The organism is Pantoea sp. SGAir0215 (assembly GCF_043543215.1).
Window position 1 is genome coordinate 2,955,778 of record NZ_CP028031.1, and the last position, 26,967, is coordinate 2,982,744.

Genomic DNA, 26,967 nt, shown 5'->3' on the forward strand with positions numbered 1-26,967 from the left:
TGCCGTTATAAAACTGTTCTGCGCGGAGAAAGATAAGAGCCTTTGTTCAGCGTTCGTGGCGGGCATCGCCTGAGTAAACGCTTCTGGAAACCACTCTGGTTTTCTGTTCCCGCTGACCGTGTGTCGTGCTCTCTGGCCCGTGCTGTCCACCACTCGCTGAAATTGCCCTGCTCTGCCATGACATTTCCGACAAAAATCGCTACCATCCTGCCTATCATTCGCTGAAGGTTATCTCATGAAATTTATTTCATTCAATATTAACGGCTTGCGGGCACGTCCCCATCAACTCGAAGCACTGGTCGAGAAGCATCAGCCTGACGTCATTGGTCTGCAGGAAACGAAAGTCCATGATGATATGTTCCCGCTCGAGGATGTGGCTAAGCTGGGCTACAACGTGTTTTATCACGGTCAGAAAGGCCATTACGGTGTGGCACTGTTGACCAAGGTTCAGCCGGTCTCCGTGCGTCGGGGGTTTCCGGGCGATGGCGAGGATGCGCAGCGTCGCCTGATCATGGCTGAAATCCCCAGCCCGATTGGCGATATTACCGTGATAAATGGCTATTTTCCGCAGGGCGAGAGCCGCGACCACCCGACAAAGTTTCCGGCCAAAGAAAAATTTTACCGCGATCTGCAAAGCTATCTGAGCGAGAGTCTTACGGCGGATAAGCCCGTGCTGATCATGGGCGATATGAATATCAGCAGCACCGACCTGGATATTGGGATTGGCGAAGACAGCCGTAAACGCTGGCTGCGTACCGGTAAGTGTTCTTTCCTGCCCGAAGAGCGGGAATGGATGGACAGGCTGTTAAGCTGGGGGTTGGTCGATACCTGGCGTGCGCATCATCCCGATACCTGTGACCGTTTTTCCTGGTTCGATTACCGTTCTAAAGGGTTCGATGACAATCGCGGTCTGCGCATTGACCTGCTGCTGGCCAGCACCGGGCTGGCCTCGCACTGCATTGAGAGCGGTATTGACTACGATATTCGTGGCATGGAAAAACCCTCTGACCATGCCCCGGTCTGGTCAACCTTCCGCTTCTGATAGCGCTGACGCGTGGTGCGCCCGCCAACCACGCGTTTTCTATTTCACTATTTTCCAGATCAAGTTGTTCGTCCCCAGCGATTTTTCGTCACGCGCGCACTGTAACAGGACGCCTTCTGATTTCACGACTGCGCCCTCGGTATAATTACGGTTTTCGAAAATACAGCACTGCATACAGTTCTGCTGATTATTTTGTCCCTGAGTCCAGACTTCCCGCGGCATATCAACAATCACATCCGTATTAGTTCCGCCTGTAGACGGATGATAATTCGCCTGGGCCGGCCCACAGACAATCAGTGCGGCCAGCATGAGCAGTGCAGTTTTACGCATTATTCGGTTTCCTTAGTTTTACGCCGTGCTTTGCGCTGCGGACGTTTTTGTCCGGTGGACGGTAACCCACGAAACGCCTGTCCCGACGGTTGCTGCCGTGCCTGATGAATAAGACCACTCAGCGTGTGCACCAGCGGTTGCATAAACTCATCGTAACGGCAGGCCTTTTCACTAATCCGTGTCAGTGTCGATTCCCACTGGGCGGTCATGTCCGGCCGGGCTGCCAGATCCGGTAACGAATGGATCAACGCCTTACCCGTGTCGGTAGAATGAATATAGCGCCCTTTCTTCTGTAAAAATGACCGGCGGAACAATAATTCTATGATCCCCGCGCGCGTGGCTTCCGTTCCTAAACCATCGGTAGCACGAAGCACTTTCTTTAATTCTTTATCCTGAACAAAACGCGCAATACCGGTCATGGCTGACAGAAGCGTGGCATCTGTAAAATGGCGAGGTGGCTGCGTTTGCTTGGCCAGCACCTCGCCGTGCTCACACAGCAGGACGTCCCCTTCCGCCACGACCGGCAGCGGCATGCCGTCATTTTCTTCATCACGCTCTTTACTGCCCAGCAAAGCACGCCAGCCCGCCTCAGCCAGAAAGCGGGCCTTCGCCACGAATTTACCGCCCGCAATATCCAGTTCAATAGTGCATTTACGAAACATCGCATCCGGGCAGAACTGCATCAGATACTGACGCGCGATCAGGCCATAAACCTGCTGTTCATTGTCATTCAGCCTGACAGCGCTGGCGCGTGCTGTGGGAATAATGGCATGGTGCGCATCCACTTTTTTGTCGTCCCAACAGCGGTTTTTACGATCGGCATCAAACTCCGCAGGCGGCGTCAGATCGGGCTGGTGAACCTGAATGGCATTCAGCACTGCGTGACGACCAGCAAAATGCTCATCGGGCAAATAGCGACTGTCGGAACGGGGATAGGTAATCAGTTTGTGGGTTTCATACAACCGCTGACAAATATCCAGCACCGCCTGCGCGCTCAGGCCAAAGCGTTTTGCCGCCTCAATCTGCAGTGCCGAGAGCGAAAACGGGAGTGGCGCAGTGTCGCTTTCGCGCTTATCACTGTATGCGGTGACACGCGCAGGTTGACCGGTAATGCGGGCAACCACATGCTCTGCCAGACTCCGCTTGAGTAAGCGCCCTTCTTCATCCTGCCAGGGCTCACAGGCTTCACTGGGGACCCAGTTGGCAACAAAGCGGATGTCATCTGGCGTCACGATATGCGCTTTAACTTCAAAATAGTCTTTCGGCACAAAGTTTTCGATCTCTTCGTCGCGGCGCACCACCAGCCCCAGCACGGGTGTTTGCACCCGCCCCACCGACAATACGCCATCGTAACCGGCATTACGGCCCATTAACGTCCAGGCGCGGGTCATGTTGATGCCATACAGCCAGTCCGCCCGGGCGCGAGCCAGGGCGGAAACACACAGGGGGATAAACTCACGGTTTTCACGCAGGCGACTGACTGCGCGTTCGACCGCCTGAGGATTGAGATCGTTGATCAGGCAGCGCTGCACCTTACTGCGTTTCTCGGCGGGCAGTTGCAGGTAATCCAGCACTTCGTCCACTAACAGTTGCCCTTCCCGATCCGGGTCACCGGCGTGAACCACTTCGTCCGCCTGCGCCAGCAACCCCTCAACCACTTTAAGCTGCTTAGCGACAGAGGGCCGCGGCTGCAGGCGCCACTTTTCAGGAATAATGGGCAGATCGGCCAGTGACCAGCGTGCATAACGGCCGTCATAAGCATCGGGCTGCGCCTGCTCAAGTAAATGCCCTACGCACCAGGTGACGACCTGATCATTGCCACAGGCAATGAATCCTTCACCGCGGCGGTGCGGTTTAGGTAACACATCGGCAATGGCCCGTCCGAGGCTGGGTTTCTCTGCTATAAACAAACGCATTAAATCGGGTAATCCTTAACGTCAGCGAACAACAATGATGGCAGCGCCTGCCCCGTGCACGACGACAGTGCAGGATCACGGCCTGGCGCCATCGGATGCAGGCAGCCGGTTTCCCCGGACACAGCACGCGGCGCTGCCAGTGAAGACAGCGCTATAGTAGCCTGGCGGCACGCTGCTGATAAGCGTGCCGGATTTGCGAGGAAACGCTTCGCTCATTACGTGCGCAGTTTACCGCGCATCGCGTGGTTCAGACAGGTTCAGAAATAGCGGACAAAGGGTGCCGTGTCGGGATGAACCACGGTGGTGCTGGACTTAAGCTGCGGCGTGCCCAGATAGAGGAAGCCCACAATCGCGTCCTGCTCACGGCAGCCGAACGCCTCACGCACCTGCGGATCGTCGGTCCAGACGCCGCTCCGCCAGATGCCATTAAAGCCCTGGGCGACAGCAGCCATCTGCATCGCCATCACGGCACAGCTGGCAGAGGCGATTTGTTCCCAGCGCGGCACCTTGTGATTGATCTCGCAGTGCGCCACGACGGTGATGATCATGGGCGCACGGAACGGCGCCTGACTGGCTTTATTGATGGCTTTCTCATCCATCTGGTTGTCCCGCGCCGCTTTTTCCAGTAGCTGACTCAGGCGATCGCGGCCTTCATTTTCAACAATAATAAATCGCCAGGGTTGCAGGCCGCCGTGATCGGGTGCGCGCATGCCCGCGCGCAGGATGTTATCCAGCGCTTCACCGCTGGGGGCCGGTTCCGCCAGACGCGAGGCCGAACGACGATTAACCAGTAATTCTAGTGCGTCCATGTTTTTCTCCTGACAGTAAAAGCACGGGTAATCCTGGCACAAGTGGATTTTTTGTAACAGTCCAGGGTGATTTCCTGCTGACTTTTGTTTCGCTGCTCTTTAGGATGAGGTCGTTAACGGAGACCTGGCCCGCCTGGTGGCTATTTCCGGCTATATCAAAATGGAGAATGTGATGCGCACACTGTGGCGAATAATTGCGGGTCTGTTCCGCTGGACCTGGCGAGTGTTGAATTTTATCAGGGAATGTATTCTCAACCTGTTTCTGGTTTTCTTAATTATTGTCTGTGTGGGGATCTGGCTTCAGATCAGCGGCTCAGGCAGCCGTTCCTCCGCCCCGGTACAGCAAGGTGCGCTAAAAGTGGATTTGACCGGTGTGCTGGTCGACAAACCCTCCGTCAGCAACCGTCTGAGCAAAATTGGTCGTCAGTTATTAGGCACCAGTAGCGATCGTCTGCAGGAAAACTCCCTGTTTGATGTAATGGATGCTATTCGTCAGGCCAAAGGTGACAGCAATATTAAAGGTCTGGTTTTAGACCTGCGTGATTTTGCTGGCGGCGATCAGCCTTCTCTGCAATACGTAGGTAAAGCGTTACGCGAGTTCCGCGACAGCGGTAAGCCTGTTTACGCCTTAGGCGACAGCTATAGCCAGGCGCAGTACTACCTTGCCAGCTATGCGACGAAAATCTATCTGTCGCCACAGGGCACCGTTGATTTGCACGGCTTTGCCACCAACGGTCTCTACTACAAAACGTTGCTCGACAAGCTGAAAGTCAATTCACACGTTTTCCGCGTGGGCACCTATAAATCAGCCGTTGAGCCCTTCCTGCGTGACGATATGTCGCCAGCGGCGCGTGACGCAGATAGCCGCTGGATTGGCCAGCTCTGGCAAAATTACCTGAATACCGTGTCTGCTAACCGCCAGATTACGCCTGAGCAGCTGTTCCCTGGCGCTGCCGCTATTATCGCAGGTCTGCAGGCTGTTAAGGGCGATACCGGAAAATATGCGCTGGATAACAAACTGGTCGATGTGCTGGGCTCACGCGCTGACGCGGACCAGGCGCTTATCCAGGCATTTGGCTTCGATAAGCAAAACAACGATTACCGTAACGTCAGCATTTATGATTACAACGTTAAACAGGATGCCAGCCAGCAAAAAGGCAACATTGCCGTGATTCTTGCCAGCGGTGCCATCATTGATGGTGATGAAACACCGGGTAATGTGGGCGGCGATACGACAGCGGCGCAGATTCGCGATGCCCGACTGGATCCCAAAATCAAGGCCATTATTTTGCGGGTGAACAGCCCGGGCGGCAGCGTTACGGCGTCCGAAGCGATTCGTTCGGAACTGGCCGCAGCGAAAGCGGCAGGCAAACCGATTGTGGTCTCCATGGGCGGTATGGCAGCCTCTGGTGGCTACTGGATCTCGACGCCAGCCAGCTACATTATTGCCAGCCCCAGCACGCTGACCGGCTCTATCGGCATCTTTGGCGTGATTAACACGCTGGAGAACAGCCTGGCCTCGATTGGTGTGCATACCGATGGCGTCGCGACCTCACCCCTGGCAGACGTCGCAAGCACTAAAGCACTGCCTGAGGAAGTGCAGCAACTGATGCAGTTGACCATTGAAAACGGCTACCACAACTTCGTGGGACTGGTGGCGACATCGCGCCATAAAACACCGGAACAGATCGATGCCATCGCGCAGGGGCACGTCTGGACGGGCAGCGATGCCAAAGCCAATGGTCTGGTCGATGCGCTGGGCGATTTTGACGATGCGGTGAAAAAAGCGGCTGAGCTGGCGAAGGTTTCCCAGCCAGAGCTTGACTGGTATCAGGAAGATCCCGGCTTCCTTGACGTGATGCTGAATCAGATGAACGCGTCTGTTCAGGCCGTGCTGCCTGACACGATGAAAGCCTGGCTGCCTGCGCCCATGTACGATGTGATGAGCGCGATGAAGAATCAGCCCGGCCTGTTTGACCATCTGAACGATCCGCAAAACCGCTATGCCTTCTGCCTGAACTGCGGCGAAGTGCGATAAACCTCTCAGCCCGACTGCTTGTCGGGCTGCTTTTCCCTGCTGTTCCCCTTATACTGCCCGTTTTACGGCAAGTCTGAGTTTACCTATGCAAAAGAAAAATATTTACGTTGCCTACACGGGCGGTACCATCGGTATGCAACGTTCTGCTCAAGGTTATATTCCGGTTTCTGGTCATCTGCAGCAGGAACTGGCGAAGATGCCTGAGTTCCATCGCCCGGAAATGCCTGACTTCACGATTCATGAGTATCAGCCTCTGATTGACTCTTCTGACATGACCCCGCAGGACTGGCAGTCGATCGCCGAAGATATCCGGCTGAACTATGATCGCTATGATGGTTTTGTCATTCTGCACGGCACGGATACCATGGCATTTACCGCCTCTGCCCTGTCGTTTATGCTCGAAAATCTGGCTAAGCCGGTCATCGTTACGGGCTCACAGATTCCGTTAGCCGAACTGCGTTCCGATGGCCAACAAAACCTGCTTAATTCCCTTTACGTCGCTGCGAATTATCCCATCAACGAGGTGACGCTGTTTTTCAACAACACACTCTATCGCGGTAACCGTACCACTAAAGCGCACGCGGACGGTTTCAACGCCTTTGCGTCCCCCAACCTGTCAGCCTTGCTGGAAGCCGGGATTCATATCCGTCGTCTTAATACGCCGCCTGCACCTCAGGGCAAAGGCGAGCTGATTGTTCATACCATTACCCCGCAACCTATTGGCGTGGTGACAATTTATCCGGGCATCTCTGCAGATGTCGTGCGTAACTTTTTACGTCAGCCGGTTAAGGCGCTGATTTTACGCTCGTACGGTGTCGGTAACGCGCCGCAAAACGCCGAGTTTCTGTCTGAACTTCAGCAGGCCAGCGAACGCGGCATTGTGGTCGTCAACCTGACCCAGTGTATTTCTGGCAAGGTCAATATGGGTGGCTACGCCACCGGGAATGCTCTGGAGCACGCTGGCGTCATCAGCGGCTTTGATCTGACGGTTGAAGCGGCGCTGACGAAACTTCACTATCTGTTGAGCCAGGATCTGTCCAGCGATCAGATCCGCGCCAAAATGCAGCAGAACCTGCGTGGCGAACTGACAGACGACTAAGATGGAGTCAACGGCAATGAAACGGGCATTAATCATTATCGACATCCAGAACGACTTCTGCCCCGGCGGCCCAATGGCCGTCAAAGAAGGCGATCATACGGTCGAGGTTGCTAACCGCTACGCCCGTGCTTTTCATGAGAATGGTGAGTGCGTGGTAGCCCTGCAGGACTGGCATCCAGCCGATCACGGTAGTTTTGCTTCCGTATCCGGCGAACCTGTCTATACCCTCGGTGAACTCAACGGCCTGCCACAGATCTGGTGGCCGGATCATGGCGTGCAGCATTCTGCGGGGGCTGATTTTCATCCCGGACTTAATCGCAGCCTGTTCGACGCGGTTTTCCATAAAGGGCAAGATCAGGACGTAGACAGCTACAGCGCCTTTTTTGACAACGGACACCGACGCAAGACAGAACTGGACAATTGGTTACGCGCACGCGATATCACGCATCTGGTCATGCTGGGCCTGGCGACGGATTACTGCGTGAAGTACAGCGTGCTGGATGCACTTGAACTGGGTTATCAGGTCGAGGTCGTGGCGGCAGGCTGCCGTGGCGTTAATCTCAACCCAGAAGACAGCGACATTGCGCTGGCGCAGATGGCGGCTCAGGGCGCCGTCATTATCTGAAAAAGGGCTGGCGTATAGCCAGCCCTTTTTGCTCTTCCATACGATGCCCGCCTGCGCGTGGCTGACTGGCGACTTACCGCGCTATTAATGCAGATGAATGCGCGTGACGTCCGGTTCGATACCAAACTCTTCTTTTAACTGCTTTTTCGATTTGGTCACCATTTCGCCATTTTTGCCGATGGTCATATGCTGTGGTGCATCATTATTGCGCGCCTGCCACATCATAACCAACTGCAGGCTGTTATCACGCTGTTGCTGCGTCAGCGCCACTCCATCCGGCCATTTTCCGGTTTCAACGGCCGTCATCAGGCGTTCATAAATTTCGGGTGTCATAGCATCAAGCATGGCTTCAAGTTGCTGTTTCATTGTTAGCCCTTAATCTCGTCGCCTTGTGGACTGGTGAAGTTCAGCGAGGCTGAGTTCACACAGTAACGCTCACCGGTCGGCTGCGGCCCATCAGGGAAAACATGGCCGAGATGAGAATCACAGTTGCCGCAACGGATTTCAATACGCTGCATACCGTGCGAGTTATCTTCCAGATAACGAATAGCCTCATCGCTGACGGGCTCATAAAAACTCGGCCAGCCACAGCCTGAATCGTATTTCGTCTCTGAAAGAAACAAGGGCGCGTTGCACACCAGGCAGTGATAAATCCCTTCCTGCTTGTTATGCAGCAGCGCACCGCTGTACGGCGGCTCCGTGCCACGCTGTTGCGTGACATAGCGCTGCATCTCAGTTAACTGGGCGATTTTTGCGTCGGGTGCGGTTTCTTTAGGCATTTGAGCAATTCCGGGATGTCATTCTGAAAAAATCGACTAGTATTCTAACAAATGATCAACATTAGTCGGGTCTTTTTTTGTGCTCTGCCCTTCGGTCCGTATCTTACAAGGTGGATTTGTGATTTTGATCACCTTTTCTCTGGCATATCCCTATATATTCGGCGAAGGTTTCAACAGAGCACGATGTTCGCGGAAGCGCGCAAGCGGTTGCGCGTCAAATAATTCCTGTTCGGTGGATTGACCTGTCGCAACAATTGACACGATTCCGCTTGACGCCTAGTAAGGTTTTTGTAATTTTACAGCCAACCTTTTATTCACTAACAACTAGCTGGTGGAATATATGACTATCAAAGTAGGTATCAACGGTTTTGGCCGTATCGGTCGCATCGTTTTCCGTGCTGCTCAACAGCGCTCTGACATCGAAATCGTTGCTATCAACGACCTGCTGGACGCTGACTACATGGCGTACATGCTGAAGTACGACTCTACTCACGGCCGTTTTGACGGCACCGTTGAAGTACAGGACGGCGCTCTGGTTGTTAACGGTAAGAAAATCCGTGTTACCGCTGAGAAAGATCCGGCTAACCTGAAGTGGGGCGAAGTGGGCGTTGACGTCGTTGCTGAAGCAACCGGTATCTTCCTGACCGACGAAACCGCACGTAAGCACATCACTGCTGGCGCGAAAAAAGTGGTTCTGACCGGTCCATCTAAAGATGACACCCCAATGTTTGTTCGTGGTGCTAACTTCGACAAATACCAGGGCCAGGACATCGTTTCTAACGCCTCTTGTACCACTAACTGCCTGGCCCCGCTGGCAAAAGTCATCAACGATAAATTTGGTATCGTTGAAGGCCTGATGACCACCGTACACGCCACTACCGCAACGCAGAAAACCGTTGATGGCCCGTCTCACAAAGACTGGCGCGGTGGTCGTGGTGCATCACAGAACATCATCCCGTCTTCTACCGGCGCCGCTAAAGCGGTAGGTAAAGTGTTGCCAGAACTGAACGGCAAACTGACCGGTATGGCATTCCGCGTACCTACGCCTAACGTTTCTGTTGTTGACCTGACCGTTCGTCTGGAAAAAGCTGCGTCTTACAAAGAAATTTGTGCCGCTATCAAAGCCGCGGCTGAAGGCGAGATGAAAGACGTGCTGGGCTACGTTGAAGATGACGTTGTTTCTACCGACTTCAACGGCGAAGTCCTGACCTCAGTATTCGATGCCAAAGCCGGTATCGCGCTGAATGACAACTTTGTTAAACTGGTTTCCTGGTACGATAACGAAACCGGTTATTCAAACAAAGTTCTCGACCTGATTGCGCTGGTTGCTGCTAAATAAGGCAGCCAGACACGAGACAATAAGGGTGACTTCGGTCACCCTTTTTTTGATCCCTTCACTATGGAGTCAGGCATGCAAGACAAACTCTTTTCCCTTCCCGTGGTTAAACAAATCACGCCTTATCTGTCGCAACGTCAGGTGGGTGAACTCCCGGTTATCATTGTCAGCCATCCGCGTGTACGGGCGGCCGTAACCTTACAGGGCGCGCATCTGATTGCCTGGCAACCGAGCGGTGAGAAGCCCGTCATCTGGCTGAGCGATAAGAGCCCTTTCCTGCCTGGTAAGGCGATTCGCGGCGGTGTACCGATTTGCTGGCCCTGGTTTGGACCGGCAGGAGAGCCTGCCCATGGCTTTGCCCGAAATCAGTCATGGACGCTCTCTGCGCATGATGAAAACGAAGACGGCGTGCTGCTGACATTTGTGCTGGAAAGTACCCCACAAACGCTGAAGCTGTGGCCGCATGACTTTACCCTTATCGCCCGCTTCCGTCTGGGCCAGCATTGCGAAATTGAGCTGGAAGCCTACGGTGATTATGAATCGACAGCCGCGCTACACAGCTATTTTAACGTGGCGGACAGTGCGAGCGTTGAGGTCACCGGACTGGGTGAACATTACATCGACAAGGTCAAAGATAACCAGCCGGGTCAGAGCGAGGGTAAACAGCGCTTTACCGAGCGCGTGGATCGTATCTTCACTGCGCCAAAAGACTGTTCAGTTATCAACGATCTGGCTGGAAAACGGCAAATTGAAGTGTACCACCATCACCATAGTGACGTTGTCACGTGGAATCCCGGTGTGGCGCTGTCGTGTAGCATGGCGGACATGCCAAATGAGGGTTATAAAACGATGGTGTGTGTTGAAACCGCGCGCATCAGCAAACCGTTGCGCAGTGCAGGCGACAAGCCTGCCCGACTGGCGACGACAATACGTTTGAAAAATAAGGCCTGAAGCGCGTTCAGACCACATCCAGCGGCAGTTTGTGTTGTGGCGGCGGAAAAGCCCTGTCGAGTCTGAGACAGTCCTCCTCGCTCAGGGTAATGTCCAGCGCAGCCGCATTTTCACGAACATGTACCAGTGAACTGGCTTTAGGGATGGCAAGGACATCGCCATCCCGAATCGCCCAGGCCAGCAGAAGCTGTGCCACGGTGATGCCTTTTTGGCGGGCAATTGCGTTCAGAGCGGGGTCGGTAAACAGCTGACTGCGTAACCGACCGGCCTGTGCCAAGGGACAATACGCCATGACGGGCATCGCGCGCTGGCGACAGAGCGGTAGCAAATCGTATTCAATACCGCGGGAACCCAGATGATAAAGCACCTGATTGGTGGCACAATTTTCGCCACCCGTTTCGGCCCACAGGGCGTCCATGTCCTCGCTGTCGAAGTTTGAAACACCCCACGCACGAATTTTGCCCTGCTGCTGCAAGGTCTGCATCGCGCTGATGGTTTCGTCGAGTGGCACACTGCCGCGCCAGTGCAAAAGATACAAATCAATTCGATCCGTTTGCAGACGACGCAGGCTGGCCTCGCAGGCGGCGATGGCATCCTGTTTTCCGGCATTCCATGGATAAACTTTCGATACCAGCAGGGCCTCATCACGCCGTCCCTTCAGGGCATCGCCTACCACTTCTTCGGCGCCACCCTCTGCATACATTTCAGCGGTATCCACCAGCCGCAAACCGGCATCCAGCCCTGCCTGAAGCGCACTGATTTCCTGTTGCCGGCTGGCGGGATCTTCCCCCATATACCAGGTGCCAAGACCGATTGCCGGAATCTGACGCTGACCTGCAATATCGATATATTTTGTCATCGGGTTCTCCTGCACTGAATGAGGGCATATGCACCCTGAGAGCGCACAGCCTGCACTCCCGGGGTGCACCGCATCAGAAGGTATAGCTGACGCCTGTCCAGACCGTAAACTGTCCGCTTTTATCAACCATCGGACTGTCTTTGATTTCGCTGGCAAAGCGGGTGTAACGCCCTGAAAGACTGGCATTCCACTGCGGGGTAATGCTGTAGCTGGCGTTCATTTCCACATAAGGCGACCAGCTGTCATCCGGATGATAACGACGAATTCCGGTCCGATCGCTTTCGTTACCCGATACGCCATAGTAGTAGCGGTTTTGATTCGCGCTGTTCCACAATGCACCAATTCCCGGCGTAAAGGTAAAGTCGCCAAAGCTGAAACGGTAAAGATAGGTCAAATCCCAGACGATACCGTTGCTGTTGTTAAGCACATCGCCTAACAATGAGGTCCGTATGATGCCCCAGTCATCCGTGTGCCGGTAAGTCACCCCGCCCATCAACGTCATTCGGCGCTTATCCAGCCCCTTCATATCCCCCAGATCGTTGTCATCCGGGTCGTATTGCTGCGGCGAACCCAACAGCGACAGAGAGAGCTGATCCTGTGGGTCTTTCCACACGTAATAGCCACCCTGCAGGGTGTTAAACCAGAATTTTTCCCCTTCGTAATTGATGATGGGAACAGGCAAATAGCGGTCCTGTCCACCGCGATAAGGTGACTGCGCATAAATCACTGATGCACCGAGTGATAAAGGTGCGGCTTGTACTGACTGGCCCAGAAAATAACAAGGGATAAGTGCAATAAGCACGTTAAGTTTGAATTGGTTCACAATTTATTCATTCCATAAATATAACAATCACACATAGAGTCTAACGCTTTTTACAGACTGAATTAACCTTATATCAAAATCATCTACCGCGTTTGCCGCAGAATGTGGCATAACCGGGTTGAAGGCATCACAGAACGGGGGTTAACTGAGGAAAAACGTTTCGCAACAAAATGATTTTGTTATTGATATGTGGCTCACTAATCAAAAATCTATGATGAAATTTCCAGAATGCCTTCTACAGTTAAACTTAATACCCGAGTTTTTGTACTTACCAAGTAACCATAAAAGTTGTGTATCCCGATAAGAACGATCAGGTTGGCATAAGGGTTGCTGTAGTAAACAGATTAATATCTTCCGGGAGCTGTACGAGCACTGATTATTGCTCCTTTACCTGTGCTAAAAACGAAAGGACGGGCATCGCTATGAATATATTCGATCACTATCGTCAGCGTTATGAAGCTGCCAAGGACGAAGAGTTCACACTGCAGGAATTTCTGACTATCTGTAAACAGGATCGCAGTGCATACGCCAACGCAGCAGAGCGACTCTTAATGGCTATTGGTGAGCCAGTAATGGTCGACACTGCCCAGGAGCCACGCCTTTCCAGAATCTTTTCTAACCGGGTTATGGGACGTTACCCAGCGTTCGAAGAGTTTTACGGTATGGAGGAAGCGATTGAGCAGATCGTGTCCTATTTGAAACACGCAGCGCAAGGCCTTGAAGAGAAGAAGCAGATTCTCTATTTACTGGGTCCGGTGGGTGGCGGTAAGTCCTCCCTGGCTGAGCGCCTGAAATCCCTGATGCAACGCGTCCCTATCTACGTGCTCAGCGCCGACGGCGAACGCAGTCCGGTCAACGACCATCCGCTGTGCCTGTTCAACCCGCAGGAAGACGCTAACATTCTGGAAAAAGAGTACGGCGTACCGCGTCGCTACCTTGGCACCATTATGTCGCCCTGGGCCGCCAAACGTCTGCATGACTTTGGCGGGGACATTACACGCTTTAAAGTCGTTAAAGTCTGGCCATCGATTCTTGAGCAGTTAGCCATCGCCAAGACAGAGCCGGGCGATGAGAACAACCAGGATATCTCTGCGTTGGTCGGTAAGGTCGACATTCGCAAACTTGAAAACCACGCGCAAAACGATCCTGATGCCTACGGTTACTCTGGCGCACTGTGCCGGGCCAACCAGGGCATCATGGAATTCGTTGAGATGTTTAAAGCGCCGATCAAGGTTCTGCACCCCCTGCTTACTGCCACGCAGGAAGGAAACTACAACGGTACGGAAGGGATTTCAGCCCTGCCGTTTAACGGCATCATCCTGGCGCACTCAAACGAATCCGAATGGGTGACCTTCCGCAACAATAAAAACAACGAGGCTTTCCTCGACCGTGTTTACATCGTCAAAGTGCCTTACTGCCTGCGCGTGTCTGAGGAAATTAAGATTTATGAAAAGCTGCTGAATCACAGTGAGCTGTCCACTGCGCCTTGTGCACCTGGCACGCTTGAGACGCTGGCGCGCTTCTCTATCCTGTCGCGTCTGAAAGATCCCGATAACTCGAGCATCTACTCCAAAATGCGCGTGTACGATGGTGAAAGCCTGAAGGATACCGACCCGAAAGCGAAATCCTGGCAGGAGTACCACGATTATGCGGGCGTGGACGAAGGCATGAATGGCCTGTCAACGCGTTTCGCCTTTAAAATCCTGTCACGCGTATTTAACTTTGACCATGCTGAAGTTGCCGCCAACCCGGTGCACCTGTTCTATGTGCTGGAACAGCAGATTGAACGTGAGCAGTTCCCACAGGATCAGGCGGAAAAATACCTTGAGCATCTCAAAGGCTATTTAATTCCTAAATATGCGGAGTTTATTGGCAAAGAGATTCAAACGGCTTATCTGGAATCCTATTCCGAATATGGTCAGAATATTTTCGACCGTTATGTAACCTATGCGGATTTCTGGATTCAGGATCAGGAGTATCGCGATCCGGATACCGGACAATTATTTGACCGTGAATCGCTGAATGCCGAGCTGGAGAAAATTGAGAAGCCTGCCGGGATTAGTAACCCTAAAGATTTCCGTAATGAAATTGTCAATTTTGTGCTGCGTGCAAGAGCGCATAATAATGGCAGAAATCCCAACTGGACCAGCTATGAAAAACTCCGTACGGTCATTGAGAAAAAGATGTTCTCCAATACCGAAGAGCTGTTGCCGGTTATCTCGTTCAACACCAAAACCTCTACGGATGAGCAGAAGAAACACGACGATTTTGTCGATCGCATGATGGAAAAAGGCTATACCCGCAAACAGGTTCGCCTGCTGTGTGAATGGTATCTGCGCGTGCGTAAATCGTCCTGATCAAAGTCTGTAAGCAAACCGGTGCGGGACAGCACCGGTCATATTAAGGTCGGGTCAGCCCGGCCTGCTTGCAATGTAGTTTGGGGGAACATCATGGCCTATTTTATCGATCGCCGACTGAACGGTAAAAACAAGAGTGCGGTTAATCGCCAGCGCTTCTTACGTCGTTACAAGTCGCAGATTAAGCAGTCGATTTCCGAGGCCATTAACAAACGCTCGGTAACCGACGTCAGCAGTGGCGAATCCGTCTCTATTCCCGTAGATGATATCAATGAACCCATTTTTCATCAGGGGCGGGGTGGACAACGTCATCGCGTTCATCCAGGCAATGATCACTTCGTGCAAAATGACCGTGTTGAACGCCCACAAGGCGGGGGCGGTAGCGGTTCAGGTCAGGGAAATGCCAGTCAGGATGGTGAAGGTGAGGATGAATTTGTTTTTCAAATTTCCAAAGATGAATATCTGGATCTGCTGTTTGAGGATCTGGCGCTGCCCAATCTGCGGAAAAATCAGCACCGCCAGTTGAATGAATACAAAACGCACCGTGCCGGTTTTACCTCGAATGGCGTTCCCGCCAACATCAGCGTGGTCCGTTCTTTACAAAATTCCCTGGCCCGACGTACAGCGATGACGGCAGGTAAGCGCCGCCAGCTCCATGAGCTTGAGGATGCCCTCAGCGAAGTAGAAAAGTCAGAGCCCGCTCAGTTACTCGAAGAGGAACGCCTGCGCAAGGAGATTGCCGAACTGCGCGCGCGCATTGACAGAGTGCCCTTTATTGACACCTTTGACCTGCGCTATAAAAACTTCGAGAAGCGGCCCGAGCCTTCCAGCCAGGCGGTCATGTTTTGCCTGATGGATGTCTCCGGCTCAATGGATCAGGCGACGAAAGATATGGCAAAACGCTTTTATATTTTGCTCTATCTGTTCCTCAGCCGGACTTATAAAAACGTCGAGGTGGTCTACATCCGCCATCATACTCAGGCCAAAGAGGTCGATGAGCAGGAGTTCTTCTATTCGCAGGAAACCGGCGGCACCATCGTCTCCAGCGCACTGAAACTGATGGATGAGGTTGTGAAGGAGCGCTACGATCCGGCGCAATGGAATATCTACGCCGCGCAGGCGTCGGATGGTGACAACTGGGCAGATGATTCACCGCTCTGCCACGAGATTCTGGCAAAAAACCTGTTGCCGGTGGTGCGTTACTACACCTACATCGAGATAACACGTCGCGCGCATCAGACCTTATGGCGTGAATACGAACATCTGCAGTCAATGTTCGACAACTTTGCGATTCAGCACATTCGGGAGCCCGAAGATATTTATCCTGTGTTTCGTGAGCTGTTTCACAAACAGGCAATGGAAGCCTGAGACACTAAGCCGACGCCCAGTCGGCTTTTTTTATTGTATTTATAACCTCTTAAAATGCGGCCTTGCCTGCTACAAGCTATCTAACTCCCCTATTAGCCTTGTTAACTGGGATTATCCAGGGCATTAGCAATTAAGATAAATTGCAAAATGACAATGACAACTCATTGATAAAACATTATCTTGCAGACATAGCATGGATGTTTCTACACCTTAGTTGACATTGGCTGCCGTATCTCAGGAGACCGCGTTTGAACCACACTATTGTTTATAGTCTTTTCATTATTGGGTCCGTGCTGGTTGCGTCGAGTATCTTGCTCAGTTCCTTTTCGTCCCGATTAGGCATTCCTATCCTGGTGATCTTTCTTGCGCTGGGCATGCTGGCCGGCATTGACGGTATTGGCGGCATCGCATTTGATAACTATCCGGCGGCCTACCTGATCTCTAACCTTGCCCTGGCAATCATCCTGCTGGACGGCGGCATGCGCACCAAAGCCAGCTCCTTTAAGGTGGCGCTCGGACCGGCCTTATCACTGGCAACCGTAGGTGTGATCATTACGGCAGGCCTGACTGGCATGGTCGCGGCCTGGCTGTTCAGGCTCGATATGATGCAGGGCTTCCTGATTGGTGCGATTATCGGCTCCACCGACGCGGCTGCGGTATTTTCCCTGCTCGGTGACAAAGGTCTGAATGAACGTGTCAGTGCCACGCTGGAAATTGAGTCCGGCAGCAACGACCCGATGGCGGTGTTTCTGACCATTACGCTGATCGAAATGATTGAGCAGGGACGAACCGGTCTGGACTGGATGTTCGTGGTGCATCTGATTCAGCAGTTCGGTCTGGGGATTGTCCTCGGTCTGGGCGGTGGCTGGGCCCTGCAGCAACTGATTAACCGCATGAATCTGGCTCCCGGCCTGTATCCCTTACTGGCACTGAGCGGCGGCATTCTGGTCTTTGCGCTGACCACCGTGCTGGAAGGCAGCGGCATCCTCGCCGTCTATCTGTGCGGCTTCTTACTGGGTAACAGCCCTATCCGCAACCGTTTCGGCATTTTGCAGACCTTTGACGGTATGGCCTGGCTCAGCCAGATCGGCATGTTTATCGTACTGGGATTGTTAGTCACGCCTTCCGACCTCTGGCATATCGCTGTTCCGGCGATGATTCTGTCCCTGTGGTTAATTCTGGTGGCACGTCCGCTGTCGGTGTTTATCGGCCTGTTACCGTTCCGTGGCTTCACGGCGCGGGAGCGTATCTTTATCAGCTGGGTCGGTCTGCGCGGAGCAGTGCCGATTATCCTGGCCGTCTTCCCGATGATGGCCGGCCTGGAGAATGCCTCGCTCTATTTTAATATTGCGTTTTTCGTGGTGCTGGTTTCCCTGATGCTACAGGGCACCTCGCTGGGCTTTGCGGCGAAGAAAGCCAAAGTGGTGGTTCCGCCTACCGCCTCTCCGATTAGCCGTATCGGGCTGGATATTCATCCGGAGAATCCGTGGGAGCAGTTCGTCTATCAGCTCAGCGCCGACAAATGGTGCGTGGGCGCGGCGCTGCGGGATTTACAGATGCCACGCGAAACCCGTATCGCCGCACTGTTTCGGGATAACGTGTTAATGCACCCCAACGGCGCAACGCGTTTAAAAGAGAATGACGTGATTTGTGTGATTGGCCGTGAGCGCGATCTGCCTGCGCTGGGCAAAATGTTCAGTCAGTCGCCGCCTGTCTCGCTGGATCAACGTTTCTTCGGCGACTTTATTCTGGATGCCGACGCGCGACTTCATGATGTCGCGCAGATTTATGGCCTTGAACTCGACGAAGATACGAACGCGCAACAGTCGCTGGGTCAGTTGATGATGAGTATGTTAGGCGGGGCACCTGTGGTCGGTGACCAGATAGAATGGAATCAACTGACATGGACGGTGGCGGAGAAAGAAGATAATCATATTGTTAAAATTGGCGTACGCCCCAATGAAGACAAAGAATAATCTTATTTAAATAGCGCGGTTTAATTAGCTGAATTGCACTACGCTTTTATAACATTCAGTTAAAACGGGAGTTATCCATGAGTCACGTGGTTAAAATTGGTCGCTATGAAATTGTTGATGCGGAATTCAGCAGCGAAGACCCGGTGACGGTGAGTATTCCCTGCCACACCAATCCCGGCCTGAGTTATCAGCTTGACGGCTGGGATCAGGAAACCAGCGTACCGGCCTGGATCGACGGTAAAGAAGTGATATTAGCGATCGGTCATTACGATAAACAACAAGACCGTTGGGTATTAAAAAAACCCGCGTAAGCCCGGAGGATTACCGCCAGTCAGCCCGTTTGGCGGTAATTCCTAAAAATGGACCTGAATATCTCCGTGCATCACGCTTATCTCTGATACAATATTCTGCATATCAATAACTTAAACAAAACCCACGCGATTATCCCCTGACTTTTTAAGAATTATTCCGTATTAACTCTGTCAAACATCTCCTGCATACTCTTCTCCAGTGCTGCATTTTTACGTGATTTGTCTCACATTTAGAGAATCTGTTTTTTGCAGCGTTAATGGCTCTAATGACTGTAACAAACTGAAAACGTCCCGGTTTCGGGTTTTCAGTCGTTAACCCCTGAACGCGTACTTGATTCTGGTCAGGCCATCTTTTACTTCATTAAAGAGAGCAGGTTTTATGGCAAGTACAATTGTAATGAACAATGCGACTCGCTCGTGGAGCGGTCTTCGTAAAAATATTCTTGTAAAGCTTGCGTTAAGTTTTTCAGATCTCATTGCGCTGAATTTAGCGCTGTTTCTCTCTGCCGCGACCGTGCAGGGAATTTGGGGCGACCTTGATGCCTTTATTCCACCCCATCAAATTGAGAACCGTTTTATTGCGCAGTTTATTATGTCGGTGCTTTGCACCGGTTGGTTCTGGATGCGCCTGCGTCACTATACCTACCGCAAACCCTTTTGGTTTGAACTGAAAGAGATTGTTAAAACCCTCGTCGTGTTCTCTCTGCTGGATCTGGCGTTAATCGCCTTCTCCAAATGGGACTTCTCCCGCATGGTCTGGGTGTTCAGCTGGAGCTATGCCCTGCTGTTGCTGCCGTTAATGCGTGCAGGCGTGAAAAGCGCGATTAACCGGGCCGGACAATGGCAAAAAGAAACCATCATCATTGGCTCGGGCCGTAACGCTACCGAAGCTTACGCCGCATTACAAAGCGAGGAGATTCTCGGGTATAACGTTCAGGCGTTTATTTCCGTTGAAGACGCACCGCTGCAGCAGAGCGTTAATGGTGTGCCTGTTATCTCCGCCAACGATATTAACTGGCAGACCATCGACCGTGACAATGTGCAGTTCATTGTGGCAATGGAATACGAACAGCAGCCTGAGCGCGACCGCTGGCTGAAATTCTTGTCCAAAATGAACTGCCGTTCCGTGTCGGTTATCCCAACATTACGCGGTGTACCGCTTTACGGCACAGACATGTCCTTTATCTTCAGCCATGAAGTGATGATTCTGCGCGTCAGCAATAACCTGGCGAAGCATTCGTCACGCTTCCTGAAACGGGGATTTGATATTGTGGTAGCTTCGCTGCTGCTGCTCTTCCTGGCACCGGTTTTTGCCTTACTTTGCTATATGGTGAAGCGTGATGGCGGTAATGCCATTTATGGTCACGAGCGCGTGGGTCAGGATGGCAAGAAATTTAAATGTCTGAAGTTCCGTTCGATGGTCACCAATTCCAAAGAGGTGCTGGAAAACCTGTTGGCGACCAGCGAAGAAGCGCGTCGCGAATGGGACAAAGACTTCAAGCTGAAAAATGATCCGCGCATTACCCGCATCGGGGGCTTCCTGCGCAAAACCAGCCTGGATGAGTTACCTCAGCTCTGGAACGTGATTCGGGGTGAAATGAGCCTGGTCGGCCCACGTCCGGTTATCGAAGCGGAACTGGAACGTTATGCCGGCGACGTGGATTACTATCTGATGGCGAAGCCCGGGATGACCGGCCTGTGGCAGGTGAGCGGACGTAACGACATTGACTACGATACCCGTGTCTACTTTGATTCCTGGTATGTCAAAAACTGGGCGCTGTGGACGGATATTGCCATCCTGTTTAAAACAGCCGGTGTGGTATTACGCCGCGACGGCGCGTACTGATTTAGCCTGCGATGCCTGTTTCAGACAGGCATCGCCATTTCGCTGGTGATTCGCTTTCCTTTTGCTTTATTAATCATTACCCTCTTCCCTCGCTTTATCGTACGTTTACCCTCTGGTTGCTATGCAAAAATATACCCTGTTGCTGTTAAGCCTGGTGCTCCTGGCGCCTTTAGGCATCGATCTCTATTTACCCACGCTGCCGCAGATCGCAGAAGGTCTGTCAACACCGGTGACGCTGATACAAACAACGATCCCCCTTTTCCTGCTGATAATGGGACTGGGTCAGCTGGTGAGCGGCCCGCTGGTCGATAACTATGGGCGTAAACCTATTGCGCTGCTGGGACTGACGCTCTACATAGCGGGCAGCGCCATTGCGGCCACCGCCACCTCCTTCCCGCTGTTCCTGCTGGCCCGCGTCGTACAGGGCTGTGCGGTATGTTGTAGTGCCGTCGTTGCGTTCAGCGGCGTACGTGACCGGTTAAGTGGTGATGATGCAGCCCGGGCTTATGGCTTTCTGAATGGCGCACTGAATATCGTGCCCGCACTGGCACCGTTGCTGGGTGGACTGCTGGCCAGCGCCTTTGACTGGCGCGCGCCCTTCTGGTTCCTGTGTACTTATGCCGCCGTCGTGATGCTGATGGTCATTATCTGGCTGCCGGAAACCCGTCCGGCCGATACGCTGCGTGTAAAAGGGCTTCCCGTTAATCAGTATGCCGCCATTTTACGTCAGCCGCGCTTTCTGGCCTTTGCCTTCGCGAATGCGGGCGCACTGGGCATGGTGCTGACGTATGTTTCGCTGGCCCCCCACATTCTGATGACCGAGGGCGGCCTGTCGCCTCTGGCATTCTCTTTTGCCTTTGGCGCGAATGGCTTTTGGATCATGCTGGTGAGCGTGGTGGTAAACAAGGCGATTCGTAAGGCGGGCAGGCCATTTTGCCTGGCGATGGGTTGCCTGACCATGCTACTGGGTGCTGGCCTGCTGCTGGCCGGTATGACACTGCTGCCTGACAGCCTGCAGTCACACTGGGCGCTGTATATGTTCCCTGTCGCCGTGGCCGTGGCCGGACTGGCCTTCACCGTCGGCCCGGCCACCAGCTATGCGCTGGAACCTTACCAACAGCAGGCTGGTGTCGCATCGGCGTTACAGGGTTTTATTCAGATGGCAGGCGGTGCAGCGGGGAGTTTGCTTATTGTCGCCCTGCCACTGGCAGAGAAAATGTCGCTGGCGTTGATGATGCTGCTGGGTGCAGCGCTGGCGTTCCTCGCCTGGCGCTGCAGTAAAAACATGCACAGCCGGATTACAGCGATTAAATAACGTTCACCGGAACGCGTGGGGCCAGGGCACACATCAGCTCATAACCTACCGTTCCGGCCGCTTTTGCTACCTGATCGATTTTGACATTGTTTCCCCACAGCTCGACAGGTGAACCAATGCCCGCCTGTGGGCAGGGTGTTAAATCAACGGTAATCATATCCATCGACACCGCACCCACGACCTGCGTCAGCACGCCATCAACAAAAACCGGCGTCCCGTTGGGCGCATGGCGAGGATAACCATCGGCATAGCCACAGGCGACAACACCTATTCGCTGCGGCTGGGATGCCCGGTAGCGATAGCCATAACCCACGCCATCTCCGGCCTGAAGTTGCTGCACACCAATGATTTCACTGGACAGGGTCATCACCGGCTGAAGTCCACTGCTGGCCACGTCCTGCCAGTCACCGCTGGGTGACGCACCATACAAAATGATCCCCGGTCGCACCCAGTCCCGGTGCGCCTCAGGATGCCACAACGTACAGGCCGAATTGGACAGCGAGACCGGGCTGTCCAGCCCTTCGGTGGCGTCGGCGATTCGCTGTAGCGGCGCTACAATGCCGTCGGGATTCTCGGCATCAGCGAAATGCGCCATCAACGTAATATCCCCGACGTTTTCCAGCGCACGCAGTTTATGCCAGATGCCATTTACCTGTTCAGGGCGAAAGCCCAGTCGGTTCATACCGCTGTTTATCTTCAGGTAAATATCGACAGGCGCCGAGAGCGTCGCATTGGCCAGGGCATGAATCTGCCAGTTGCTGTGCACGCTGGCCGTCAGACGGTAACGATCGATTAAGGTCAGATCGTCAGGGTGAAAAAAGCCTTCAAGCAGCAGGATGGGTTTCTTCCACCCCTGCTCCCGCAGCAGAATGGCTTCTTCCATATTCAGTAACGCGAAGCCATCGGTGCTGGACAGACTTTCCCACACGCGGGCAATGCCATGGCCGTAGGCATTGGCTTTCACCACAGACCAGACACGTGATGCGGGGGCCGCACGACGCACAATGGCCAGGTTATGTCGCAACGCCTGTTGATTGATGGTTGCGACAATTGGACGTGACATACTTCCTCTCCCTGAAGGCTTAACGTGTAGCGTTAACGTTACGAAGCGGTGATCGGCTGGCCGCAAAACCAGGCAAATAACGGAAGACCGTGAGATCGTCCGATGCAATCGCTGGCGACGTGCCGGAAATGACATCAGCCAGTAACTGACCGGAGCCACAGGCCATTGTCCAGCCCAGTGTGCCGTGTCCGGTATTCAGATAAAGATTGGACAGCGGCGTCGCCCCGACAACCGGCGTACCGTCTGGCGTCATAGGACGCAGGCCTGTCCAGAAACTGGCCTGGCTGACATCACCCCCTTCAGGATAAAGATCTGTAACCACCATCTCCAGCGTTTCGCGACGCGCTTCAGGCAGTTTGGTGTTAAAACCCACAATTTCTGCCATACCGCCGACTCGAATACGGTTATCAAAACGTGTGACGGCCACTTTGTAGGTTTCGTCCAGGATGGTGGAGACGGGTGCCGCATCGGCATTCGTCACCGGAATCGTTAAGGAATAGCCTTTCAGAGGGTAGACCGGGATATCCACAATATTTTTCATCAACGCGGTGGACCAGGAGCCCAGCGCAACGACGTAGCTGTCGGCTTTAATCACCTCATCGCCGCACTTCACACCGTAAATCCGGTTACCGTCGCGCAGCAGCTGATCGATGGGTGTATTGAAGCGGAAGACCACACCGGCTTCCTCGGCCATTTTGGCCAGGCGCTGGGTAAAAAGCTGGCAGTCGCCGGTTTCATCATTTGGTAATCGCAGACCGCCGGTAAGTTTATGCTGCGTCGCCGCAAGGGCAGGCTCAACGCTGGCCAGCTGATGCGACTCCAGTAATTCATAGGGCACGCCGGCCTCGCGCAGAACGGCAATGTCTTTGCTTGCGCTCTCGAATTGCTGTTGCGTACGGAATAGCTGGAGCGTGCCGCCCTGTCGGCCTTCATAGGCAATGCCCGTTTCGGCGCGGAGGGCCTTCAGGCAATCGCGGCTGTATTCAGCAAGCCGGACCATGCGACTTTTATTCTGCTGGTAGTGCTGCATGTCACAGTTACGCAGCATATGCCACATCCACTCAAGCTGAAAGCGGCTGCCATCCAGCCGGATGGCCAGAGGCGCATGACGCTGAAACATCCATTTCATCGCCTTAAGCGGCACACCGGGTGCAGCCCAGGGCGCCGCATAGCCTGGCGAGATCTGCCCGGCATTTGCCGCGCTGGTTTCCATGGCGGGTTGAGGCTGACGATCGATCACGGTGACCTGATGGCCGGCGCGCGCCAGATACCACGCGCTGGTTACGCCCACAACGCCACTACCAAGAATAACTACGTGCATAAGTCCCCCCGCGAAAATAAAAAGCATAATCCACTACTCACCGGTTAACATTCAGAGTGATCACAAAGTGGAAACATCCTTTACACAATCCATCCATTTCACCTCTTTTTGCGCCTACAGGTAACTAAAATCATTTCACGCCCTCAAATTCAGAGAATTATGCGTCCTTTATTAAAAAATCAGGCATAAATGACACCAGTTCTGGTTAATTATGCCTTTCACAGGAGAATCCTTCATAATCTCCCCCTCTGAAAAAAGTCAGCATTTAATGCTGAAAAGTGACAGCTATTCAGTGTGTGGAGCTATTTAATCCCAGCGCGGTAAACCTGAAATGATTTTTCTGCCAAAGAATTCGTTTGAGTTCCCGGATCGGATAAGCGACAGTGAACTATCATTGATCTGTTCACTCAGTTTTTTTGGGTTCCTTTCTCAGGAAGAGCCTTAAATAAATCGTAACGGACAACGCGTCAGGGTGAGTCCGTTCGCCAAAACAGAGGTGCGCTATGACAACAATCTTTGACGATTCCATCATGGACAGCAAACGACTCAGCGACGGGCCCGACTGGACATTCGAGTTACTGGATGTCTATCTCGCTGAAATCGACCGCGTAGCGAAACACTACGGTCTGGATACCTACCCGCACCAAATTGAAGTGATTACCTCCGAGCAGATGATGGACGCCTACTCCAGCGTCGGTATGCCCATCAACTATTCGCACTGGTCGTTTGGCAAAAAATTTATTGAGACTGAGCAACGTTACAAGCATGGGCAGCAGGGTCTGGCTTATGAGATCGTGATTAACTCTAACCCCTGCATCGCCTATCTGATGGAAGAGAACACCATGACCATGCAGGCGCTGGTTATGGCGCACGCCTGCTATGGGCATAATTCCTTTTTTAAAAATAACTACCTCTTCCGCAGCTGGACCGATGCCAGCTCCATTGTGGATTACCTGTTATTTGCCAGAAATTACATTGCTGACTGCGAAGAGCGCTATGGCGTTGAAGAAGTGGAGCGCCTGCTCGATTCATGTCACGCCCTGATGAATTACGGTGTGGACCGCTATAAGCGCCCGCAAAAAATTTCCCTGCAGGAAGAGAAGGCCAGGCAAAAAAGCCGCGAAGAGTATCTGCAAAGCCAGGTCAATACCTTATGGCGCACCTTACCGCGGCGTGAAAAAGAAGCCGCGCATTTTGAAGCGGCGCGCTACCCTTCTGAACCGCAGGAAAACCTGCTCTACTTTATGGAAAAGAACGCGCCGCTGCTGGAGCCGTGGCAGCGTGAAATTCTGCGCATTGTGCGTAAGGTGAGTCAGTATTTTTATCCGCAGAAACAAACTCAGGTGATGAATGAAGGCTGGGCGACCTTCTGGCATTACACCATCCTGAATCACCTCTATGATGAAGGCAAAGTGTCAGAACGCTTTATGATGGAGTTCCTGCACAGCCATACCAACGTAATCTATCAACCGCCCTACAACAGCCAGTGGTACAGCGGTATCAATCCGTATGCACTGGGCTTTGCCATGTTCCAGGATATTAAACGTATTTGTCAGTCGCCGACGGAAGAGGATCGCTACTGGTTCCCTGATATTGCCGGTTCTGACTGGCTGAAAACCCTGCATTTCGCGATGCGTGAATTTAAAGATGAAAGCTTTATCAGTCAGTTCCTGTCGCCTAAGGTCATGCGTGACTTCCGGCTGTTCACTGTGCTGGACGACGACCGCAACAATTATCTGGAAATCGCCGCGATCCACGACGAGTCCGGCTATCGGGCCATTCGGCAGCAGCTTTCGGCACAGTACAACCTGAGTAATCTGGAGCCCAATATTCAGGTTTACAATGTGGACTTACGGGGTGATCGTTCCCTGACGCTGCGCTACGTGCCACAAAGCCGTGCACCACTCGATAAGAGCCGTCGGGAGGTGCTTAAGCACGTGCACCGCCTGTGGGGCTTTGATGTGATTCTGGAACAGCAGAATGAAGATGGCAGCGTCGAACTGCTGGATCGCAATCCGCCGCGCAATGTTCCCCTCTAAAACAGGCATAAAAAAACCGGACGCGCAGTCCGGTTTTTTTTAGCGCTTAGCGCCTAAGTCGTTCGGCATACTCTTTTGCATCGAATGCCAGATATCCCCACTCTGGCGTCCATAATGCCGGACACACTCCACGATTTCATCCTGAGTGGGCTGTTTGTCACACAGGTCGAGCAGTGTCAGATAAAACTCGCGGGCGACTTTACGGGCTTCCGGATTGGAGAAATAGTGCCGCCCAACGCGCGTATACAGTCCTTTCAACCCATTCAGGATCAGGCCATAAATCGGATTGCCCGAGGCGAACGCCAGGCCGCGAAACACCCGATAATCGAGTTCCGTATAGCTGTCCACCTGATCGTCGGTTTGCGCGACGGCCTGCAGCACCTCACGCGCCTTCTCAGGATAGTGGCGCAGCGCGCGGCTGATAAAAATAGAAGAAATATTGGTGCGCACCGACAACAGGTTATCGATCAAAGCCGGTACACTATCGTGGTCCAGACGCGCCAGGGTTTCCAGAATGTTCAGACCCGACGTTTCCCAGAAATCGTTAACGCGCGTGGGCTTGCCATGCTGAATGGTTAACCAGCCGTCTCGCGCCAGGCGTTGTAACACTTCACGTAACGTTGTACGCGTTACGCCAATCAGTTCAGAAAGCTCACGTTCGGCAGGAAGGATCGATCCGGGTGGAAAACGGCTGTTCCAGATGCTTTCAATAATATACTCTTCAGCAAATCCGGCTGGACTCTGCGCCTTAATAACCATAACTG

Annotated in this window: 23 protein-coding genes; 13 read left to right on the top strand and 10 right to left on the bottom strand. The window is 53.1% G+C overall.

What is annotated here, in order from left to right; all coding sequences use genetic code 11:
- Window positions 1-235 precede the first annotated feature (235 nt).
- Window positions 236-1,042, top strand: a complete 807-nt coding sequence (gene xthA / locus C1N64_RS13840; protein WP_033741873.1) for an exodeoxyribonuclease III — start codon at window positions 236-238, stop codon at window positions 1,040-1,042.
- 39 nt (window positions 1,043-1,081) lie between these two features.
- Here xthA and C1N64_RS13845 read toward each other — a convergent pair whose 3' ends face one another.
- The 3 genes from C1N64_RS13845 to C1N64_RS13855 form a co-directional block, all read right to left on the bottom strand.
- On the bottom strand, window positions 1,082-1,372 hold the full coding sequence (locus C1N64_RS13845) for a YnjH family protein (RefSeq protein WP_054633683.1): 291 nt from the start codon (window positions 1,370-1,372) through the stop codon (window positions 1,082-1,084).
- Complete coding sequence (locus C1N64_RS13850) at window positions 1,372-3,288, bottom strand: DNA topoisomerase III (RefSeq protein ID WP_058701818.1); 1,917 nt, start codon at window positions 3,286-3,288, stop codon at window positions 1,372-1,374. Before C1N64_RS13850 ends, C1N64_RS13845 begins: the two co-directional genes overlap by 1 nt.
- Before the next feature lie 257 nt (window positions 3,289-3,545).
- Window positions 3,546-4,097 carry an NAD(P)H nitroreductase gene (locus C1N64_RS13855; protein WP_006119410.1) on the bottom strand — a complete coding sequence of 184 codons (552 nt, stop codon included), beginning with the start codon at window positions 4,095-4,097 and terminating at the stop codon, window positions 3,546-3,548.
- Window positions 4,098-4,269: 172 nt separating this feature from the next.
- On the opposite strand from C1N64_RS13855, the gene sppA reads away from it, so the two are divergent.
- From sppA to pncA, 3 genes are all read left to right on the top strand, one after another.
- Entirely contained in the window at window positions 4,270-6,135 is a 1,866-nt protein-coding gene (gene sppA, locus C1N64_RS13860) for a signal peptide peptidase SppA (RefSeq protein ID WP_394514891.1), read from the top strand.
- A gap of 85 nt (window positions 6,136-6,220) precedes the next feature.
- Window positions 6,221-7,234, top strand: a complete 1,014-nt coding sequence (gene ansA / locus C1N64_RS13865) for an asparaginase (protein ID WP_033741878.1) — start codon at window positions 6,221-6,223, stop codon at window positions 7,232-7,234.
- A gap of 16 nt (window positions 7,235-7,250) precedes the next feature.
- Window positions 7,251-7,859 (top strand): bifunctional nicotinamidase/pyrazinamidase, encoded by a 609-nt coding sequence (pncA, locus tag C1N64_RS13870; RefSeq protein WP_394514892.1) that lies wholly within the window; start codon window positions 7,251-7,253, stop codon window positions 7,857-7,859.
- Between the two features lie 84 nt (window positions 7,860-7,943).
- Here pncA and C1N64_RS13875 read toward each other — a convergent pair whose 3' ends face one another.
- Complete coding sequence (locus C1N64_RS13875; protein ID WP_006119416.1) at window positions 7,944-8,225, bottom strand: YeaC family protein; 282 nt, start codon at window positions 8,223-8,225, stop codon at window positions 7,944-7,946.
- A gap of 2 nt (window positions 8,226-8,227) precedes the next feature.
- Window positions 8,228-8,638, bottom strand: coding sequence for a peptide-methionine (R)-S-oxide reductase MsrB (gene msrB / locus C1N64_RS13880; protein ID WP_006119417.1), 411 nt, complete (start codon window positions 8,636-8,638; stop codon window positions 8,228-8,230).
- 340 nt (window positions 8,639-8,978) lie between these two features.
- Here msrB and gapA point away from each other — a divergent pair, with 340 nt between their 5' ends.
- Window positions 8,979-9,977: a glyceraldehyde-3-phosphate dehydrogenase gene (gene gapA, locus C1N64_RS13885; RefSeq protein WP_006119418.1), complete on the top strand. Its 999-nt coding sequence runs from the start codon at window positions 8,979-8,981 to the stop codon at window positions 9,975-9,977.
- 72 nt (window positions 9,978-10,049) lie between these two features.
- Window positions 10,050-10,925 (top strand): D-hexose-6-phosphate mutarotase, encoded by an 876-nt coding sequence (locus tag C1N64_RS13890; protein WP_039343042.1) that lies wholly within the window; start codon window positions 10,050-10,052, stop codon window positions 10,923-10,925.
- Window positions 10,926-10,932: 7 nt separating this feature from the next.
- Here C1N64_RS13890 and C1N64_RS13895 read toward each other — a convergent pair whose 3' ends face one another.
- Together C1N64_RS13895 and C1N64_RS13900 are read right to left on the bottom strand one after the other, a co-directional pair.
- Entirely contained in the window at window positions 10,933-11,784 is an 852-nt protein-coding gene (locus C1N64_RS13895; protein WP_172912566.1) for an aldo/keto reductase, read from the bottom strand.
- 73 nt (window positions 11,785-11,857) lie between these two features.
- Window positions 11,858-12,607 (bottom strand): MipA/OmpV family protein, encoded by a 750-nt coding sequence (locus C1N64_RS13900; protein ID WP_006119421.1) that lies wholly within the window; start codon window positions 12,605-12,607, stop codon window positions 11,858-11,860.
- Between the two features lie 422 nt (window positions 12,608-13,029).
- Between C1N64_RS13900 and yeaG the strand changes: the two genes are divergently transcribed.
- The 6 genes from yeaG to C1N64_RS13930 all read left to right on the top strand — a co-directional run bounded on the left by yeaG (window position 13,030) and on the right by C1N64_RS13930 (window position 21,780).
- On the top strand, window positions 13,030-14,964 hold the full coding sequence (gene yeaG / locus C1N64_RS13905; RefSeq protein WP_006119423.1) for a protein kinase YeaG: 1,935 nt from the start codon (window positions 13,030-13,032) through the stop codon (window positions 14,962-14,964).
- Window positions 14,965-15,057: 93 nt separating this feature from the next.
- Window positions 15,058-16,332: a YeaH/YhbH family protein gene (locus tag C1N64_RS13910; protein ID WP_006119424.1), complete on the top strand. Its 1,275-nt coding sequence runs from the start codon at window positions 15,058-15,060 to the stop codon at window positions 16,330-16,332.
- A 248-nt stretch (window positions 16,333-16,580) separates the two neighbouring features.
- The gene (locus tag C1N64_RS13915; protein ID WP_033741886.1) at window positions 16,581-18,308 is read left to right on the top strand and encodes a potassium/proton antiporter; all 1,728 of its coding nucleotides are present in this window, start codon (window positions 16,581-16,583) and stop codon (window positions 18,306-18,308) included.
- Between the two features lie 77 nt (window positions 18,309-18,385).
- A complete protein-coding gene (locus tag C1N64_RS13920; protein ID WP_033741887.1) occupies window positions 18,386-18,619 on the top strand; it encodes a DUF1480 family protein in 234 nt (77 codons plus the stop codon).
- A 379-nt stretch (window positions 18,620-18,998) separates the two neighbouring features.
- On the top strand, window positions 18,999-20,465 hold the full coding sequence (wbaP, locus tag C1N64_RS13925) for an undecaprenyl-phosphate galactose phosphotransferase WbaP (protein WP_033741889.1): 1,467 nt from the start codon (window positions 18,999-19,001) through the stop codon (window positions 20,463-20,465).
- Window positions 20,466-20,586: 121 nt separating this feature from the next.
- On the top strand, window positions 20,587-21,780 hold the full coding sequence (locus C1N64_RS13930) for a multidrug effflux MFS transporter (protein ID WP_033741891.1): 1,194 nt from the start codon (window positions 20,587-20,589) through the stop codon (window positions 21,778-21,780).
- On the opposite strand, the gene dadX is transcribed toward C1N64_RS13930, so the two are convergent.
- Together dadX and C1N64_RS13940 are read right to left on the bottom strand one after the other, a co-directional pair.
- On the bottom strand, window positions 21,773-22,843 hold the full coding sequence (gene dadX / locus C1N64_RS13935) for a catabolic alanine racemase DadX (protein ID WP_367143952.1): 1,071 nt from the start codon (window positions 22,841-22,843) through the stop codon (window positions 21,773-21,775). The genes C1N64_RS13930 and dadX overlap by 8 nt on opposite strands.
- Window positions 22,844-22,862: 19 nt before the next feature.
- Window positions 22,863-24,164 (bottom strand): D-amino acid dehydrogenase, encoded by a 1,302-nt coding sequence (locus C1N64_RS13940; protein ID WP_006119433.1) that lies wholly within the window; start codon window positions 24,162-24,164, stop codon window positions 22,863-22,865.
- Between the two features lie 503 nt (window positions 24,165-24,667).
- Between C1N64_RS13940 and C1N64_RS13945 the strand changes: the two genes are divergently transcribed.
- A complete protein-coding gene (locus C1N64_RS13945; RefSeq protein ID WP_033741895.1) occupies window positions 24,668-26,203 on the top strand; it encodes a SpoVR family protein in 1,536 nt (511 codons plus the stop codon).
- A gap of 39 nt (window positions 26,204-26,242) precedes the next feature.
- On the opposite strand, the gene fadR is transcribed toward C1N64_RS13945, so the two are convergent.
- Window positions 26,243-26,962 carry a fatty acid metabolism transcriptional regulator FadR gene (gene fadR / locus C1N64_RS13950; RefSeq protein WP_033741897.1) on the bottom strand — a complete coding sequence of 240 codons (720 nt, stop codon included), beginning with the start codon at window positions 26,960-26,962 and terminating at the stop codon, window positions 26,243-26,245.
- Window positions 26,963-26,967: the final 5 nt, after the last annotated feature.

Bases quoted from the DNA above. Each gene is read 5' to 3' on its own strand.
- xthA (WP_033741873.1), top strand. From the start codon at position 236: ATGAAATTTATTTCATTCAATATTAACGGCTTGCGGGCACGTCCCCAT.
- C1N64_RS13845 (WP_054633683.1), bottom strand. From the start codon at position 1,372: ATGCGTAAAACTGCACTGCTCATGCTGGCCGCACTGATTGTCTGTGGG.
- C1N64_RS13850 (WP_058701818.1), bottom strand. From the start codon at position 3,288: ATGCGTTTGTTTATAGCAGAGAAACCCAGCCTCGGACGGGCCATTGCC.
- C1N64_RS13855 (WP_006119410.1), bottom strand. From the start codon at position 4,097: ATGGACGCACTAGAATTACTGGTTAATCGTCGTTCGGCCTCGCGTCTG.
- sppA (WP_394514891.1), top strand. From the start codon at position 4,270: ATGCGCACACTGTGGCGAATAATTGCGGGTCTGTTCCGCTGGACCTGG.
- ansA (WP_033741878.1), top strand. From the start codon at position 6,221: ATGCAAAAGAAAAATATTTACGTTGCCTACACGGGCGGTACCATCGGT.
- pncA (WP_394514892.1), top strand. From the start codon at position 7,251: ATGAAACGGGCATTAATCATTATCGACATCCAGAACGACTTCTGCCCC.
- C1N64_RS13875 (WP_006119416.1), bottom strand. From the start codon at position 8,225: ATGAAACAGCAACTTGAAGCCATGCTTGATGCTATGACACCCGAAATT.
- msrB (WP_006119417.1), bottom strand. From the start codon at position 8,638: ATGCCTAAAGAAACCGCACCCGACGCAAAAATCGCCCAGTTAACTGAG.
- gapA (WP_006119418.1), top strand. From the start codon at position 8,979: ATGACTATCAAAGTAGGTATCAACGGTTTTGGCCGTATCGGTCGCATC.
- C1N64_RS13890 (WP_039343042.1), top strand. From the start codon at position 10,050: ATGCAAGACAAACTCTTTTCCCTTCCCGTGGTTAAACAAATCACGCCT.
- C1N64_RS13895 (WP_172912566.1), bottom strand. From the start codon at position 11,784: ATGACAAAATATATCGATATTGCAGGTCAGCGTCAGATTCCGGCAATC.
- yeaG (WP_006119423.1), top strand. From the start codon at position 13,030: ATGAATATATTCGATCACTATCGTCAGCGTTATGAAGCTGCCAAGGAC.
- C1N64_RS13910 (WP_006119424.1), top strand. From the start codon at position 15,058: ATGGCCTATTTTATCGATCGCCGACTGAACGGTAAAAACAAGAGTGCG.
- C1N64_RS13920 (WP_033741887.1), top strand. From the start codon at position 18,386: ATGAGTCACGTGGTTAAAATTGGTCGCTATGAAATTGTTGATGCGGAA.
- wbaP (WP_033741889.1), top strand. From the start codon at position 18,999: ATGGCAAGTACAATTGTAATGAACAATGCGACTCGCTCGTGGAGCGGT.
- C1N64_RS13930 (WP_033741891.1), top strand. From the start codon at position 20,587: ATGCAAAAATATACCCTGTTGCTGTTAAGCCTGGTGCTCCTGGCGCCT.
- dadX (WP_367143952.1), bottom strand. From the start codon at position 22,843: ATGTCACGTCCAATTGTCGCAACCATCAATCAACAGGCGTTGCGACAT.
- C1N64_RS13940 (WP_006119433.1), bottom strand. From the start codon at position 24,164: ATGCACGTAGTTATTCTTGGTAGTGGCGTTGTGGGCGTAACCAGCGCG.
- C1N64_RS13945 (WP_033741895.1), top strand. From the start codon at position 24,668: ATGACAACAATCTTTGACGATTCCATCATGGACAGCAAACGACTCAGC.
- fadR (WP_033741897.1), bottom strand. From the start codon at position 26,962: ATGGTTATTAAGGCGCAGAGTCCAGCCGGATTTGCTGAAGAGTATATT.